Source organism: Cryomorpha ignava (assembly GCF_010686655.1).
Classification (GTDB): Bacteria; Bacteroidota; Bacteroidia; order Flavobacteriales_D; family Cryomorphaceae; genus Cryomorpha; species Cryomorpha ignava.
Genome location: NZ_JAAGVY010000005.1, coordinates 68413 through 85104, shown reverse-complemented (window position 1 = coordinate 85104; position 16692 = coordinate 68413). Strand labels below are relative to the sequence as shown.

At 41.1% G+C, this 16692-nt stretch carries 14 protein-coding genes and 1 pseudogene; 9 read left to right on the top strand and 6 right to left on the bottom strand.

Features of this window, described 5'->3' with window-relative positions:
* Positions 1-257: 257 nt before the first annotated feature.
* On the bottom strand, positions 258-2126 hold the full coding sequence (locus tag G3O08_RS04565; RefSeq protein WP_163283497.1) for an ABC-F family ATP-binding cassette domain-containing protein: 1869 nt from the start codon (positions 2124-2126) through the stop codon (positions 258-260).
* A gap of 430 nt (positions 2127-2556) precedes the next feature.
* On the opposite strand from G3O08_RS04565, the gene G3O08_RS04560 reads away from it, so the two are divergent.
* Positions 2557-3159 (top strand): Uma2 family endonuclease, encoded by a 603-nt coding sequence (locus tag G3O08_RS04560; protein WP_163283496.1) that lies wholly within the window; start codon positions 2557-2559, stop codon positions 3157-3159.
* Between the two features lie 66 nt (positions 3160-3225).
* Positions 3226-3843, top strand: coding sequence for a Uma2 family endonuclease (locus G3O08_RS04555; protein WP_163283495.1), 618 nt, complete (start codon positions 3226-3228; stop codon positions 3841-3843).
* Positions 3844-3848: 5 nt separating this feature from the next.
* On the opposite strand, the gene G3O08_RS04550 is transcribed toward G3O08_RS04555, so the two are convergent.
* Positions 3849-4526 carry an SCO family protein gene (locus G3O08_RS04550; RefSeq protein WP_163283494.1) on the bottom strand — a complete coding sequence of 226 codons (678 nt, stop codon included), beginning with the start codon at positions 4524-4526 and terminating at the stop codon, positions 3849-3851.
* Between the two features lie 264 nt (positions 4527-4790).
* Here G3O08_RS04550 and G3O08_RS04545 point away from each other — a divergent pair, with 264 nt between their 5' ends.
* Together G3O08_RS04545 and G3O08_RS04540 are read left to right on the top strand one after the other, a co-directional pair.
* Positions 4791-5519, top strand: coding sequence for a T9SS type A sorting domain-containing protein (locus tag G3O08_RS04545; protein ID WP_163283493.1), 729 nt, complete (start codon positions 4791-4793; stop codon positions 5517-5519).
* 221 nt (positions 5520-5740) lie between these two features.
* The gene (locus G3O08_RS04540; RefSeq protein ID WP_317164033.1) at positions 5741-6940 is read left to right on the top strand and encodes a CynX/NimT family MFS transporter; all 1200 of its coding nucleotides are present in this window, start codon (positions 5741-5743) and stop codon (positions 6938-6940) included.
* Between the two features lie 56 nt (positions 6941-6996).
* On the opposite strand, the gene G3O08_RS04535 is transcribed toward G3O08_RS04540, so the two are convergent.
* Positions 6997-8793, bottom strand: coding sequence for an AMP-dependent synthetase/ligase (locus tag G3O08_RS04535; protein WP_317164036.1), 1797 nt, complete (start codon positions 8791-8793; stop codon positions 6997-6999).
* Positions 8794-9044: 251 nt separating this feature from the next.
* Here G3O08_RS04535 and G3O08_RS04530 point away from each other — a divergent pair, with 251 nt between their 5' ends.
* Together G3O08_RS04530 and G3O08_RS04525 are read left to right on the top strand one after the other, a co-directional pair.
* The gene (locus G3O08_RS04530) at positions 9045-9248 is read left to right on the top strand and encodes a hypothetical protein (RefSeq protein WP_163283491.1); all 204 of its coding nucleotides are present in this window, start codon (positions 9045-9047) and stop codon (positions 9246-9248) included.
* Between the two features lie 13 nt (positions 9249-9261).
* Complete coding sequence (locus G3O08_RS04525; RefSeq protein WP_163283490.1) at positions 9262-9657, top strand: Uma2 family endonuclease; 396 nt, start codon at positions 9262-9264, stop codon at positions 9655-9657.
* A 46-nt stretch (positions 9658-9703) separates the two neighbouring features.
* Here G3O08_RS04525 and G3O08_RS04520 read toward each other — a convergent pair whose 3' ends face one another.
* The 3 genes from G3O08_RS04520 to G3O08_RS04510 all read right to left on the bottom strand — a co-directional run bounded on the left by G3O08_RS04520 (position 9704) and on the right by G3O08_RS04510 (position 13429).
* Complete coding sequence (locus tag G3O08_RS04520; RefSeq protein WP_163283489.1) at positions 9704-11353, bottom strand: amidohydrolase; 1650 nt, start codon at positions 11351-11353, stop codon at positions 9704-9706.
* A 40-nt stretch (positions 11354-11393) separates the two neighbouring features.
* Positions 11394-12515, bottom strand: coding sequence for an ATP-binding protein (locus tag G3O08_RS04515; RefSeq protein ID WP_239540955.1), 1122 nt, complete (start codon positions 12513-12515; stop codon positions 11394-11396).
* A 155-nt stretch (positions 12516-12670) separates the two neighbouring features.
* Entirely contained in the window at positions 12671-13429 is a 759-nt protein-coding gene (locus tag G3O08_RS04510) for an SDR family NAD(P)-dependent oxidoreductase (protein ID WP_163283487.1), read from the bottom strand.
* Positions 13430-13604: 175 nt separating this feature from the next.
* On the opposite strand from G3O08_RS04510, the pseudogene G3O08_RS04505 reads away from it, so the two are divergent.
* The 3 genes and pseudogenes from G3O08_RS04505 to G3O08_RS04495 all read left to right on the top strand — a co-directional run.
* Positions 13605-13817: pseudogene (locus G3O08_RS04505) on the top strand (zeta toxin); the annotation flags it as partial.
* Positions 13818-14312: 495 nt separating this feature from the next.
* Positions 14313-15179 carry a sensor histidine kinase gene (locus tag G3O08_RS04500; RefSeq protein ID WP_239540953.1) on the top strand — a complete coding sequence of 289 codons (867 nt, stop codon included), beginning with the start codon at positions 14313-14315 and terminating at the stop codon, positions 15177-15179.
* Between the two features lie 136 nt (positions 15180-15315).
* On the top strand, positions 15316-16674 hold the full coding sequence (locus tag G3O08_RS04495) for an MFS transporter (RefSeq protein WP_163283485.1): 1359 nt from the start codon (positions 15316-15318) through the stop codon (positions 16672-16674).
* The last annotated feature ends 18 nt before the right edge of the window (positions 16675-16692 follow it).

Here is a 16692-nt window from a genome sequence, read left to right as displayed (position 1 = left end):
ATCCTGTTCAGGAAATAGTTCCGTATTTTTGCCGCGAGCACCGAAATTATTCTCGAATGTGTTAATGATTCGCAGCCTTAGTCGTTAAACCCTCGCGATTAGAGACTCAGTTTACCAAGCCAAAGGCATGGCGACCTTTTCTCCTCCAAACCCTCGCGACTCGCGACTAGCGACTCAGTTTACCAAGCCAAAGGCACGGAGACCTTTTTTCCCCCAAACCCTCGCGACTAGAGACTAGCGACTCGTGACTTTTCAAATCACGCCCACTCTGCCAGTTCCACCCAACGTGTAGTAGCTTCTTCAATTTTTGCGACCACGATTTCCAGGTCTGCCGAGATTTTCATCAGCTCATCGTTGTTATTGGTATTGGAAAGACCCACGGCCAATGATTCCTTTTTCGCTTCGAGCTCTTCAATGGTCTTTTCGAGTTTTTCAAATTCGAGACGCTCGCCGTAAGTAAGCTTTATTTTTTCTTTAGATTTTTCAGCGGCAGCGGCTTTCTCTTTGGTTTTGGCGGCTGATGTTTCTTTGGCTTCCGCCGAATCTTCTATGGCTTTTTTGGCGCGGTATTGCGAGTAATTGCCCGGAAAGTCTCTTATTTCTGCCTGACCTTCAAATACAAAAAGGTGATCTACCACCTTGTCCATAAAGAACCGGTCGTGCGATACCACTACAAGGCAGCCATCGTATGAAGCCAGATAGTCTTCCAGCACTTGCAAAGTGTCAATGTCCAGGTCGTTTGTTGGCTCATCGAGCACCAAAAAGTTGGGATTAGCAATAAGAACAGTACAGAGGTAGAGGCGTCTTTTTTCGCCTCCGCTCAAGGTAGAAACGAGTTGCCACTGCTTATCTCTCGAAAAGAGAAACCGCTCCAGAAGCTGGGCTGCGGTGAGTTTCTGCCCTTTTTTAAGCTCTATTACTTCGGCAATTTCGGTTACTACTTCTATTACGCGTTTGTGATCTGCGTTGATTAGTCCCTCCTGATCGTAGTGCCCAAATTTTACCGTTTCTCCCTGCACCACTTTTCCGCCGTCTGGCTCTTCCAGTCCGAGAAGAAGTTTTACAAAACTGGTTTTTCCCGTTCCATTTTTTCCTACGATTCCCAGTTTTTCCTTTCGGTTAAAGGTGTAGCTGAAATGGTCGGTAATTTTCACATCGTCAAAAGCCTTAGTTACCTTGTGAAACTCAATAATTTTTGAGCCCAGTCGTTCTGTTCGCACTCCTATATCAACACTCTGTTGATCGGTGCGAATTGTAGCATGCGCCTTAATATCGTCAAAAGCATCAACCCGCGATTTTGATTTTGTGCTACGGGCTTTTGGCTGCCGCCGAAGCCATTCAAGTTCTGTTTTCATCAGGTTTTTTGCCTTTCCCACAGTGGTTGCCAGATTGGCTTGTCGCTCGGCTTTCTTTTCCAGAAAATAGCTGTAATTTCCGGTGTAGCGCACGAGTTCACCGCGTTCAATTTCCAGAATATCGGTACAAACTCTATCCAGAAAATACCTGTCGTGAGTAACCATCAGGAGGGAAAACTGTGCGCCTGCCAGCCATTTTTCAAGCCATTCTATGGTGTCGAGGTCAAGGTGGTTTGTGGGCTCATCGAGAATCAGAAAGTCGGGTTCTTCGAGCATTATTTTTGCAAGTGCGGCGCGTTTTCGCTGCCCCCCGGATGCTGCATCAACTTTCAGACTGGTATCAACTATTCCCAATTGACCTAAGACTTCCTGTACACGTGCTTCGTAATCCCATGCGTTTTGGCGATCCATCTCGTCCATCGCGCGCTGTAGGGCATCGTGGTCATCTGCATTTTCGAGTGCTTTTTCGTAGGCTATTACCGCATCGCGCAGTGGGTTATCAGATGCCATTATGGCTTCCGCCAATGTAAGCCCTGCCGGAAAAATGGGGTCTTGTGGCAAGTATCCTATCCGTATCCCGCTTCTGAAAGTAATTATTCCGGTATCGGCAGCTTCCACTCCGGCCACGGCTTTCATAAGGGTGCTTTTTCCCGACCCGTTTGGCGCTACAATAGCCACTTTTTCGCCTTGAGCCATCCCAAAAGAAAAGTTTTCGAAAAGAAGGCGCGAACCATAGCGCTTAGAGATATTTTCTACAGAGAGTACATTCATATTTCAATGGAATAGGGTGGCCGGATTTTTAGCGAGTGCAAAGGTAATCAATTACGAATTACGATTAGGTGAATTACGAATTACGGAATCAATTAAGAATAGTTGAATTGCGAATTACGAATGGGGGAAAGTTCAATTACTAACTTAGCGCAGCGGTCTCACGTGGTCATTGAGCGCAGTCGAAATGCAGCATAGCAAGTAATTACGAAAAATAGGTAGCTGGACTTTGGGAGCATCAGTCACCGGACGCGAAGCCTCAGATTGAAATTATGAAGAGGTGATATTTAGCGTTAATCTTATTAATACGAGCTTTTCCCACTCAACAACCGCACAGTTGTTTCGGTAGTCATGATATTCTTTCTTCACCTGTTGCATTAAAAAATGGTATCTTTAACCTAAAGCTAATCTCCACATTCAATTTCATTTAGCCATGAAAAATTTTGAAGACAAAAATCAAGAGGTTCAAGAACCCGATTTAACCGGGACCTATACTGCGCGCGATTATATTTCGTGGAAAACCGATGAGCTGATGGAGCTTATTAGAGGAAAGGTTTTTAAAATGGCGGCGGCTCCTTCTAGTGATCATCAGAAAGTTGTGATGAGCTTGGGTACTATTCTATATCTTCATTTTCTAAAAAAGTGTGAGGTGTACTCTGCGCCATTCGATGTTTACTTAATTCGCTCAAGTGAGGACTGGAAAAGCGCTAAGAATGTTGTTCAGCCTGATCTTTGTGTAATCTGCGATCCGGAAAAAATCCATTTACGCGGATGTATTGGAGTACCCGATCTGGTTGTGGAAATTCTTTCGCCAAGCACTCGACTCAAAGATTTAGGTGCCAAGCGTGACCTATACGAAGAATATGGAGTGAAAGAATTCTGGATAGTTCATCCGCAAGATGCAACACTAGCCGTCCATGTTTTGGAAAACGGAAAATACCGAATTACGTCTTTAGTTACAAAAGGTCAATCGTTTCAAAGCCCTACTTTTCCAGATTTACAAGTAGATTTAGATGCGGTTTTCCCTGATGAGTAAAAAGTACCCTCGACGATGGTATCCCCGTCGATTTATCACAAGGCTTAAACAAAAATCAAAAAGCTCATGAATGATAATGAAAATCAATACTTGGAACTTCAAGATCCTGATCTGATCGGGTCTTATACCGCTCGCGATTATCTAAAAACAGAGCCGGATTCATTCATGGAACTTATTCGCGGAAAGCTCTACAGACCAACCCGTGGTAACTCGACGAGTCATCAAATTGCTCTGGGTAATATTTCGTTCATTCTTCAAAAGCACTTTGCAGGTCGGTGCGAAGTTTACTTTGCTCCTTTAGATGTGTACATGTTTCATCCCGGAGAAGATTGGATGGATACACACAATGTACTTCAACCAGATATATTAGTGATATGTGATTCTGCTAAATTGCATGACTTGGGCTGCATGGGTTCGCCCGACTTGGTTGTGGAGCTTCTCATGCCCGAAACCGCATCGAGAGACTTAGGTCCAAAGTTGGCTATTTACGAAGAATACGGAGTTAAAGAAGTATGGATTGTCCATCCGCAAGATTTCACGGTTGCTGTCTACCTTTTGGTAAATGGAAAATACAAAATTGTAAAATTATTACCCAAAGGTGAAATATTGCAAAGTCCAACTTTCCCCGATTTGAAAGTAGATTTGGATGAGGTCTTTGAAGATTGGGTAAACGAAATCGATTGATATTTTTAGCCCTTACCGGCTTCCTCTTCCAGTAGCAATATTCTAATCTCATCTTCTAGTCGCTCCATGTCTGTATTGCTTGTGCCGTCATAATATCCACGAATCCTGCTTTTTGAATCTACTAAAATCATGTTTTCGGTGTGGATAAAATCCTGTACACCACCATCGCCTTCATCCAAAACTGCAAAGTAGCTCTTGCGGGCAATGGTATAAATTTCCTTTTTGTCACCAGTCGCCAAAATCCATTTGTCAGGATCTGCACCATATCGCTCTCCATATTCTGCAAGAACGGCAACCGAGTCTAAATCGGGCGTTACGGAATAGGATATAAACATGACCTTTGGCTCATCTTTAAATGTTTTTTGCAAGTCGGCAAAATGGTTGCTCATAATGGGGCAGATAGTAGGGCAGGTTGCAAAAAAGAAGTTTGCCACGTAAACTTTATTGTCAAATACAGATTCTGTAAACGTTTCACCTCGTTGATTTACAAGGGTAAAACCCGCAATGGTATGATCTTTTTTTACGCCTTGCTTGCTCGTGTCAACCAGTTTTGGATTGATGTCGGCGGGTTGATATATTTTTAAGACCTTTTTCTTTTTCAGAAGCGGGTAGGCGAAGTACATTCCACCCATCAAAATGATTAAAAAGCTACCAAGTGTTAAGAGCCACGTTTTTGATTTCATTGCTATCCAGATTTAATTAAAATGCGGTGGCAAAGGTCGGTATTTTAAACCAGATAGACTGCGGAAACGATATCGACTATTAAGTGAAAGCTGGAAGGTAAAACTGAACAGAATAAAGTAAATTATTATCTTTAACCCTTTACTATATGGGAAAATTTGCGAACATATTTTTTTTTTGTGCTACGCAGATATGGCCTATTAGACAGGGATACACTAATTATGAACTAATTTAGGAATTTCTTATTTTGAACAATGTTTACGCTAATGAAAAAAATCTATGCATTAATTATCCTGGCATTGTTTTGTACCGGAGCTGTAAATGCTCAAGATGCGGTCTATTTCGATCCTTTTCCTGTGCCTGTTAATGGGCCGGTAAAATTGTACGTTGATATTACTTCAGCTGCGTGTAATTGTCCTGAACTGCAAGACGCAAACCCGGATACGAACCCGCTTTATTTTTGGACTTGGAATCCAGCTGAAGAACGACCGTATGTAAACGGAATGAATATTTTAAACGGTTATTGGAACAATTCTAATGAGAATTTAATTATGCGGCAAGACTCGGTTAATCCCAATCTCTGGTATTTTAGTTTTGTGGAGGCTCCTTTTTTAGAGTTTTACGGTGTAAATCAACAGATAGCAATGGCAAATGGCTTTTCATTCCTTGTGAAAGAAAAAAATGGAGCACCAATGGGAGAGCCAGAACAAAAATCTATAGATATGGGTCTTGATATCACGTTTGACAACGAAACGGGAATAAGCGATTTCAGTGAAATCGTGGCTTCACTTGAGGCTTACCCTAACCCAGTAGTTGAAGTAGTACGGGTAAAAACTGAACTAAGAGATGCGAATTATTCAAATCTTTCTATTCGAATTGTAAGTATTGATGGTCGCACAATAATGCACGAAAACAATGTAGTAGGCATAGAAAATGGTATTGAGATTAACGTAAGCGATTTAGCAAGCGGAGTTTATATGTTTCAATTAGTTTGAGGTCTTGAAATGCTTTCTGCAAAGAAGATTGTAGTTGAGTAGTATTCGTTAACTAATTTCTATTAAAGTATCGGCATTTTTATTTCGGTGCTTTTTTGCTTTCTAGATTCAATTATTCAAAGACAACTGCATTGACTTGAATTAAAATGAAACGACCTGTACATTTGTTTTAGCTACTTTCGCGCCTTCAATAATTTGCAGTTTACACCGCAATAATGGAGGTGAAGAGAAACATTAATTCTATAAGAGGTGCTGAAGCCTTACTCATTGCGGGAATAGTCTTCGTGGCGCTCAATTTGCGGCCGGCACTCGTTAGTGTTGGCCCACTCGTAGGGCTTATTCGCGAAAGCACAGGTCTGTCAAATTCTATGCTCGGGTTGCTCACTTCGCTTCCGCTAATTGCTTTTGGTGTAGTATCAAACTTCACTTCACTTTTTACAAAGCGTTTTGGTATTTCAGGTACGCTTGCCGGCGCATTAGTCTTACTGGCCATTGGGGTTATCATCCGTTCGTTGCCGTCCATTGCTGCACTCTATATCGGTACCGCATTATTGGGAGTTGCTATTGCGCTGGGCAATGTGCTCATTCCGGGCTTGGTAAAGCGTAATTTACCACACAAGTCTGGTAAAATAACGAGTCTTTATTCCAGCGTATTGGGAATGGGCGCTGCACTTGCCGCAGGTATTAGTTTGCCCCTGGCGGTAGATTTGGATCTTGGGTGGCGCGGTTCGCTGGGAGTTTGGGCTGTGCTGGCAATCGTTGGGTTTTTTGTGTGGCTTCCGCAGTTGTGGCGTATCAAAAAATCGAATAACGACAGGAGTTTTAGAGTAGCTATGAAGAATTTGGGTGGTTCAAAACTCGCCTGGAAAGTTGCCCTTTTTATGGGTCTTCAATCTTTTGCTTTTTATGTTATTCTGGCTTGGCTTCCCGAGATTATCCAAAGTCGTGGCTTTGATTCTACTTATGCCGGATGGATGCTTTCGCTCTCGCAGGCTACCGGCGTGCTGGGGTCGCTCCTTGTACCCACCCTCGCAGGAAAAAGAAAGAATCAACGGGGTATGGTGCTTTTTCTGGGTATTGTAGAAACAGTTAGTCTTATAGGGCTTATGCTTCCGCAAATAGGAATGACGCCTGTCTGGGTTTCGCTTATCGGTTTTGCTCTGGGTGGTACTTTTAGCCTCGCTTTATTGTTTATTGTGCTCCGTACCAACGATTCAGAAACTGCCACAGAACTATCTGGCATGGCGCAATCAATCGGCTATTTTATTGCGGCCATCGGTCCGGTTGTTTTTGGAAGTATTTTTGATTTTACGGGTTCATGGCTTTATCCGCTCGGTTTGCTTTTCGCAATAGGATTCTTGAAATTTTACATGGGGCTCGGGGCAGCAAAAGATGAGAAATTGGAATTTAAAAACGGATAATTAAACAGATTAGTTATAATGGATATTCCGAATTATTGCGTGAAATAAAATGCATTTTAATTCTCCGGATAAATAGAATCTACCAAATCCGTATATTCTTCCATAATTTGCTTCCGTTTTAGTTTTAGCGTTGGCGTAAGCTCGCCACCTTCCACAGTAAATGGTTTCTCTAATAGTTCAAATCGTTTTATCTGTTCCCAATTTCCGAAAGACTTATTTTTTTCATCCACTTCTTTTTGAAGGCGTTCAATGACTTTTTCATTTTCAATCATTTCTTTGTTTGTGCCACAGCTGTATCCCTTCTTGCTGCACCAGTCTTTTAAAAAGGCATAATCAGGAACGATAAGCGCTGAAGGGTGTTTACGGTTTTCACCAATAACGATAAGCTGCTCAATAAAGCGGCTTTCCTTAAACTTGTTTTCCATCATTTGTGGAGCGATGTATTTACCGCCAGAGGTTTTGAAAATTTCTTTCTTCCTGTCGGTGATTTTCAGAAACTGGCCGTCAACCATTTCGCCGATATCGCCGGTATGAAACCAGCCATCGGTGTCCATCACTTCCTTGGTTAAGTCAGGGCGCTTATAATAGCCCATCATTACATTGGGCCCTTTAACAAGTATCTCGCCATCTTCGGCAATTTTTACCTGCACATCTTTTATCGGCCTGCCGGTGGTGCCGAATTTCATTCCATTGTTTTCAATTTGATTTACGCTAACTACCGGCGAGGTTTCAGTAAGGCCATAACCTTCCAAAACCGGAATTCCCGCAGCGTTGAAAATACGCGCCAAACGTGGATTTAAAGAGGCGCTTCCACTTGCCACAGCCTTTACTTGCCCGCCAAGTGCTTCGCGCCATTTACTGAAAATGAGCTTATTGGCAATCTTTAATTTGATTTCATAAATCGGACCATTGGCTGCATAAGGCTCATATTTTTCGGCGAGGCCCACAGACCAGAAGAAAAGTTTTTTCTTAATGCCTGTGAGTTCAGATCCTTTGGCAATGATTTTATCAAAAACTTTTTCCAAAACGCGCGGCACTGCTGTAAATACTTCAGGTTTAACGTCTTTAATATCCGCTCCAATTGTTTCAAGCGATTCGGCAAAGTAAAGCGATACACCTGTATATACGTACAGGTAACTAAGCATGCGCTCATAAACATGGCAGAGCGGCAGGAAGCTAACGCCACGTGCATCTTCATTTACCGGAAGCCTCTCTTTACTGGCTATGGCGTTGCTGGCTATGTTGCTGTGCGAAAGCATTACCCCTTTTGGATTTCCGGTGGTGCCGGAAGTGTAAATCAACGTAGCCAGATCTGATGCCTTTATATGTGATTTTAGTTTTTCAATTTTTTCAGTATCCGGATTCTCGCTGCATATACTGCTCCAATGGGTGGTGTTTTCAATTTTGTCAAAAGAAAAAACCGATTTTAGATCGGGGCAGCGATTTTGTGCATTGCGAACCTTTTCAAGAATTTCGGTATCCGATACAAAAACGATCTTCACTTCAGAATCATTAAAAATAAACTCGTAATCCTTTTCAGAAATGGTAGGATACATCGGTACATTAATGGCTCCAATTTGCAAAATGGCGAGATCGGTAATTATCCATTCGGGACGATTGTTTGAAATAAGCGCAATCTTGTCGCCCGGCTCAATGCCAAGTTTCAAAAGCCCTGTACTTAGTTTATTAGCCAATTCTAAAACTTTTGCAGTGCTGTACTTTACCCACTTTCCATTTACTTTTCCAGCCAGCGAATCTTCTGCGGGAAAGTGTTTTTGCTGAAAAGCATAAAAATCAAAAAGTCTTGTAGTTTCTGCATTTAGTTCCATACCAATCTCATATAAATATTGCACCAAAATAGGGAATATTTTATAAGTGCAAACAGGAAAAACAATTCTTCTTTTGAAATTGACTTTTCCGAAGATTGAATTTTTAGAATTAAACGCTCATTCTCAAAAAATTGGAAGTCGACCATAGTATTGGTTAAAAAGAAATTTATCAGAATAGACGATGCTGAGGTGGTTTACTTTAAGGGATGTTTTTGACTATTTCATGATCCGAAAAATGACTGTAATTAACTGCTCAATTTAGATATTAACAGATAGTGAAGAAAGAATATGAGCCATATCAAAATGTAGAAGAGCCTGATTTAACTGGCACTTACACCGCGCGCGATTATATTTCTTGTAAAACCGAAGAGCTTATGGAGCTTCTGCGGGGTAAGATTTTTAAAATGTCAGCCGCACCGTTGTGGCGGCATCAGGAAATTGTAGGTGAGCTCTATCTTATTTTCCGAAAAGTATATTAACCTTCCATGTAAGGTGGGCTTATCACTTGCGGACGTATATCTAATTCATCCTGGAGAAGACTGGAAAGAAACCAGAAATATTTTACAACCAGATTTATTTATTGTTTGCGATCCTTCAAAAATTCATGATCGTGGATGTTTCGGCGCACCAGATTTAGTCGTGGAAGTTCGCTCGCCTTCTACTGCGGCCAAAGACGTTGGTATAAAGCGCGATCTTTACGAAGAATACGGAGTGAAGGAATTGTGGATTGTCCATCCCGTGGAAGGCACTATTACCGAGCATATTTTGGAAAATGAGAAGTATCGCATATTACAGCTTTACGCGAAAGGACAAATAGTGCAGAGTCTTACTTTTCCTGATTTGCGGGTAGATTTAGAAGAAGTATTTAATGAAGACCAATTGCACTGATAGAGCGCTTTGTTGGTTACGACCTAATGAATTAAACACATTCTACCTACTTCTCAATTACAGAAATACCGCCCACATAAGTCTCCAAAACCCTTGCTTTCAGAATGTCTTTTTTCGGAGCCTTCAATAAGTCAGCATCGAGAATCACAAAATCGGCGTTCTTACCAGGCTCCAGGCTTCCTTTTTTCTCTTCTTCAAATCCTGCAAGTGCGGCCCAAATTGTAATGCCGCGCAGTGCCTCTTCACGCGTAAGTGCTTCATCCATTCTATAACCATCTTTTGGCTCACCATTCGCATTTTCGCGAAAGACAGCTGCATAAAAATTGTTGATCGGTGACATATTATCTACCGGAAAATCGGTGCCCAGTGCTAAAAACCCCAATTGGTTTTTAAGCGATTTTAATGCGTAGGCATCACTCATCCGGTCTGATCCCAATCGCTCTTCGGCCCAAGCCATATCGCTCATAGCTGCAACGGGCTGCATAGAGGGAATTATGGCATAATCGGCAAAAAAATGTCTGTCTTCTTCGCTCACAACCTGTGCGTGCTCAATGCGCCAGCGCAAGTCGGTAATGCCTCCAAGAATTTCAGCGTATTTACTTAATATCAGTGCGTTGACAGAATCGCCAATGCAGTGCGTATTCATTTGAAAACCATTGGCGTAACACGCTTTTGCATATAAATCTAAAATAGAATCGCTGAGCAAAAACACACCGTAATTTTCGGGTTGATCGCTGTATGGCTTTTTGAGCAATGCGCCGCGAGAACCCAATGATCCGTCTGCAAAAAGCTTAAAACTACGGGCTGTGAGCTGGTCGGTTATAAACGGGCCATTTTGCATAAAAGCTATTACTTTTTCTTCTGGCTCAAGCATGGCGTAAATGCCAATTTTTAAATTTCCTTGTTTTTGCAAGCTGTCTAAGAAAAGCAGTTCTTTTATGGAAATGCCGGCAGCGGTTACAGTGGTGAGCCCGGCCTTAAAGCATTCCATTTCAGTTTCGGCAAGCAGCTCTGCCACCCGGGTATTTTTGAGAGGCGAGATTTGCCTTTCGGCCAATGTTGATGCACCATCAATGACTATTCCTGTAAGCTTGCCCTGCGCGTCTTTTTCAATAATGCCATCAGCTATTTTAGTTTCGGCAGTAATCCCGGCTAAGTCAAGCCCGCGCTGGTTTACCAATGCCGAGTGGCCATCGATGCGCATAAGATAAACAGGTCGATCGGGAAAAAGACTGTCGAGTTTCGCCTTTTCGGGAAATGCTTTTGCAGCCCAAATATTCTGATCCCAGCCGCGACCAACTATCCATTCACGATTATTTTTTTCGGCAAAAGCGATGACTTTTTCAATCATTTCGCTTTCCGATTTTACCCCAAATAGATTGAGCTCGCCTTTATTGGTAGCAGCACCCAAAAAATGCGAATGGGCATCGTAAAAGCCGGGGTATACTGATCTCGAACCCGCATCTATAAATTTGTCGGCTTTATAGCGATTCATTATTTCGCGTTCGGCGCCAAGCTCAATAATTTTTCCATCGGCAATAGCCATAGCCTGATAGGTTGTAAAATTTTCGTCGACAGAGTAAATCACGGCATTGTGAACTACCAAATCGGCTTTTTTGGTTTTGTAACAGCTTGTTGCTAATACGCCTGTAATCAGAATGATAAAGCTGGTGGTAATTAAGCGAATCGTCTTCATATTAAATAAATTCTATTTTCAAAAGTAGCTTCTTATTCCGTTACGTTGTAATAAAATCGAGATAGTTTTTGGGGTTTACTAAATTAAAACTTGCGTCGGGATAGGCTTTTGACCAACCTCCGGGAGCTTTAGTTTTGCCTTTCTCGCTCCATTTAAATTCATATGCCCGTAACACCGCAGCTTCTTCTTCTATCAGGTCAATTTCTTGTTGATCGTAGGTGCGCCAGAAGTAACGATTTGCATGCCTTTTACTACAGGCGAGAAATTTTAGTCTTTCAGCCATAATGTAATTTTCCCAAAGCTGACCTGAATCGGCACGCAATGAAATCTTATTGTAATTGTTAATAACAGCATTCCGAATGCCGTTATCATAAAAGTACCATCGATTCATTTTGGTAATTTCCTTTCGTAGATTTCTACTAAATCCTTCAACTTTATAAATGATGAATACTTTAGATAATAAGTCGAGATAATTCTCAACTGTATTTCTGCTGATGCCTTTAGCATTTTTCGCCAGTTCTTCTACATTCACTTCTCGCCCTATCTGAAAAGCGAGCATACGAAGAATATCCATAATTTTATCGGCACGACGTATTCCTTCAAACTCGAGAATATCGCGCAGCAGATACGAATTTGTTAACTCCCGCAGATATTCTTCCTTATCAATCCATGTTTTATAATGTGTTAATTCTGGATAACTTCCAAGAATAAGCCGTTCTTCTAAATGTGATTTGGTCTCCACAAAAGTCTCTTTTTGAGCAAATTCCATTTGAGCCAGAGGGTAAAGCATAAGGGTATTCGAGCGACCTACAAGTGGTTCACCAAGTTTATTCGTCAAGTCGAATACGGAGGAACCTGTTGCGATAAATGCCACATCGGGAAAATGATCGACCATTACCTTGAGTTTTAGCCCAATCTCATCAACTTTTTGAGCTTCGTCTATTATGAGCATTTTCCGATCGCCTATCAACCGTGCATAATTTACAACTGATCGCTCTTGTAACACTTCTACCGTCTGCTGATCTTCACCCGAAAGAAGTAGAAAAGTGCTTTCGTCTTTATCCTTCAAGTAAGCTTTTATCAATTCAGATTTACCCACCCTTCTGGCACCGAGTAGAATTAATACTTTTCCCGGTCGCACTTTATTGTGAAATTCGGTCATTATGCTGCGGTCTAAGTGCATAGTTGCTTCATTAAATTTTAAGCAAGATAGGAATTTATCAAATGTTATTCAAGCAATTCACGTTAATTGCTTGAATGTGTTGAAGCAATTAACGTGAATTGCTTCAGTACACGTAGTCATTTGGACTGATTGTTCTAACCATTTTTCTCTATCAGGTACGCATTTGCCTGGGCAGTTGGGGTAATTTCCAAATCGTTAATGCATACATGTTTTGGCTGATCGACTACAAATTCTACAGCTCTGGCCACATCTTCAGCCAGTAGTGGTTCGTAGCCTTTGTACACATCGGCAGCTTTGGTTTCATCGCCTTTGTAGCGCACTACAGAAAATTCGGTTTCTGCCAGTCCCGGTCTTATTTGGCTTACGCGAATAGCGTAGGGGAGAAGCTCAATGCGCATGGCTTTGCTCAATGCGTTTACCGCGTGTTTCGAAGCGCAATACACATTCCCGCCAGGGTAAACTTCTGTTCCGGCAATGCTTCCTATATTTACAATATGTGGGCCATCCGAATTTTTTAGCGTAGCAATTAGCGCCCGAGTCATATAGAGCAGCCCTTTTACATTGGTATTAATCATGCGCTCCCAATCATCAATTTCGCCATTCTCAATCGTCGATTTTCCAACAGCCAAACCAGCGTTATTGATCAGAATATCTATGTTTTTCCATTCTCCCGAAAGGGAATCAACTGCATTATTCACAGCTTCTTTGTCCTGAATATCAAAAGAAAGAAGAAGCACATCTTTAGCTCCCAAATCCATGAGTTTTGGTTTCAGCGCCTCTAGTTTTTCGTTTCGTCGGCCTGTTATTATTAATCGGTAGCCCTTACGGGCGAATGCTGTGGCTATTGCTTTTCCAAATCCGGAAGATGCGCCAGTTATTAAGGCAGTTTTCATAGGTTTCTTTTGCAGGTTTTCAAGTAGGCAGCTAAGGTATTTATTTTGAAGGAAAAGCTGTACGATCAATAAGTGAAATCAGTCAAGCCAATCATTCAAACACGATTATTTTTAATGGCTCGCTAATAGTTTTCAAGTTGATACAGTGTTACCTTAAAAGATTAAATTTGTAGAAATGGAAGACAAAAATTTATTCATAATTGCAGGTTGCAATGGAGCCGGAAAGACCACTGCTTCTTACACTATTCTTCCGGAAATAATAAAGTGTAAAGAATTTGTAAACGCCGACGAAATAGCCAAGGGTCTTTCTCCATTTCAACCCGAAACAGTTTCTTTTGAAGCTGGTAAGATAATGATTAATCGAATCAATGAGCTCTTAAGAGAAAATGCGACAATACAAATCTGCTTTGCTCTAAACCTAATAAGGTTAATATAAATTAAGCTCAAGATGGAATTCTCTTATCATAATCTGAAAATTTTGGTTTTTAAAAGCAACAAACTGCTGTTTATTAAAGCATTATATCACACCTGTGCATTCCTCTCGGTGAAAGACCTCGTCGGATGCAGGAAGGTGAACTTCTGCCGCACACCATATTGTTCCGTGAAAGGCCTTATTATAGGAATGCATAGAAAAGCCTCTTAATGAATAAAACTAATCAATTTGGATGATGTGGGCGGTGGCGCCCTTTAGGGATGGGGTGCGGGAAGGTGTTACTATACAGATTTGTAATTAGTTTAAAATTTATGAGTATAATTATCTACTACGATGTGTATAGAGATTAGATAATTGATGGAGCATTTATATTTGATAACTCTTATAGTAACCATCAATTTTGTTGGTATGTTTTTCACCATAAAAAATATCAGAAAAAAACGACAAGCATTGAACAAGCTTAATACCAAACTGGAAACTAAACAAAAAGATCTGGAACAAAGTAATCTGGCTCTAACAAAATCCATACAGGAACTTAAGGCCACACAGAATCAACTGATACAATCTGAAAAAATGGCTTCTCTTGGAGAACTCACTGCAGGCATTGCCCATGAAATTCAAAACCCGTTGAACTTCGTCAATAATTTTGCTGAATTGAGCAAAGAACTATTGGCAGAAATGCTTCAAGAACTAAAAAATGGCGACTCTCAAGAAGCAAATGCTATAGCCGACAACATAATCCAAAACCTCGAAAAAATAAATCACCACGGCAAGCGAGCAGATAACATTGTAAAAGGTATGTTGCAGCATTCGCGAACCAATACAGGTTCAAAAGATCCTACGGATATCAACGTTTTGGCTGATGAGTATTTGCGACTTGCTTATCATGGCTTGCGGGCAAAGGACAAATCTTTTAATGCCGATATTAAAATTAATTTTGACGAAAGTCTTGGAAAAATAAATGTCGTTCCGGAGGATATCGGGCGAGTGCTTTTGAACCTTTTTAATAATGCTTTTTATGCGGTGCAGGAAAAAACAAAAGAAGAAAAATCAGGTTTTGATCCAGTGGTTTCCGTTTCTACTAAAAAGGTGGGTGATAATATCGAAATCCACGTAAGCGACAATGGAAACGGAATTCCACAAAAAATTCTCGCCAAGATATTCCAACCCTTTTTCACCACAAAACCCACCGGACAAGGAACGGGCTTGGGACTGAGCCTAAGCTACGATATAGTAAAAGCGCATCGGGGAGAACTGAAAGTAGAAACCGAAGTAGGGAAGGGGACAACGTTTATAATTGAATTACCAATTTCTTAAATTCAATTCTCAGTAGTTTTATTGCCTTTCGATAAATTTATAGAGCCATTCGGACAATATATGTGGCTTCTCGTCCTGATTTATGGAAAATTGATGGGGTGAAAAAGTAAATTTAGATGCGAACTAATTCAACCAAATGAAAGCATCACAGCCAAAAACCAGACAACACCTTAGCTTAACCGATAATGCGCTAACAAGATATTTTACGTTTTCGGCACTTTATATTGCACAAGGTATCCCAGAAGGTATTACTTTTTTTGCCATTCCCGCCTGGATGGCTATGAATGGTAAATCTCCTATGGAAATCGCGGCATTTGTTGCGGTTATAGGAATTCCATGGAGCTTTAAAATCTTGATTGCCCCATTGATGGATCGATTTACACTTTTGAACATGGGCAGAAAGCGACCTTGGGTTATTTTTGGTCAATTGGGCCTAATCATCAGCTTTTTAAGTCTTGGACTGGTTTCAGATCCTTTATACAATTCTTTTGGATTGATGACTGCAGGATTTTTTATCAGTTTTTTTGGAGCTTTTCAAGATGTGGCCACAGATGGAATGGCGGTAGATGTAATTCCGGAAACTGAGCAAGCCAAAGCCAATGGGCTGATGTGGGGAACTAAGGTAATCGGTACTTCTGCGTCTTTTGTTATTGGCACTTGGCTTATTAATACCGTTGGGTTTTCAATTGCTGTTTCATCACTATCGGTTGCAGTGGCTGCCATCATGTTTTTTCCTATTTATTTTAGAGAACGGCCGGGCGAAAAACTAATGCCGTGGACACCGGGAGAAGCAGCGCCCGATTCCAAACAGACACAATTGCGAAGTTGGAAACATATTTTTAAAAGTCTTTATAAAGTAATAAGACTAAAATCTAGTGTTGTGTTTGGTATTGGTGTTTTTGCAATCGGTATTATGTTCGGGCTTATGGAGGTACACTTGCCTCTTTTCACCATTCAGGAATTGGGTTGGACAAACACCTTTTTTTCTCAGGTTCTTTCCATTTCAATGGTTGCGGGTGGATTGTTGGGAATGATCGTCGGTGGCTATCTTGTAGATTATTTTGGGAAAATCAAAATGTTGACTCTTTATCTGGGCATTCTGACCATTCTAATATCGGCTTTTGCCTCTATGTCTAGTCTCTGGAGCAATAATATTGTGGTATATATCTTTTTAATGAGCTACTTTGCCCTCTATACCTTTTTGTGTATTGCGGTATTTGCATCTGCCATGCACCTCTGCTGGAAAACGGTGGCAGCAACCCAATTTACGCTATATATGGCTGCCAACAATATGGGGCGGTCAGCAGGCGCGGCTTTAATGGGTGTGCTAAAAACAAATTTTAGTTGGGAATTTATCTTTGTTTGTATTGCTCTAATACCGGTGTTTATGGCAATTCTTATGCAATTTGTTAATTTTAAAAAACACAGAGTCAGGGTAGATAGCTTTGTTCTTTTAAATCAAACATTAGTCGCCCCACGCGTCATTAAGGAATAAGGGAGTTTAAAAAAAGAC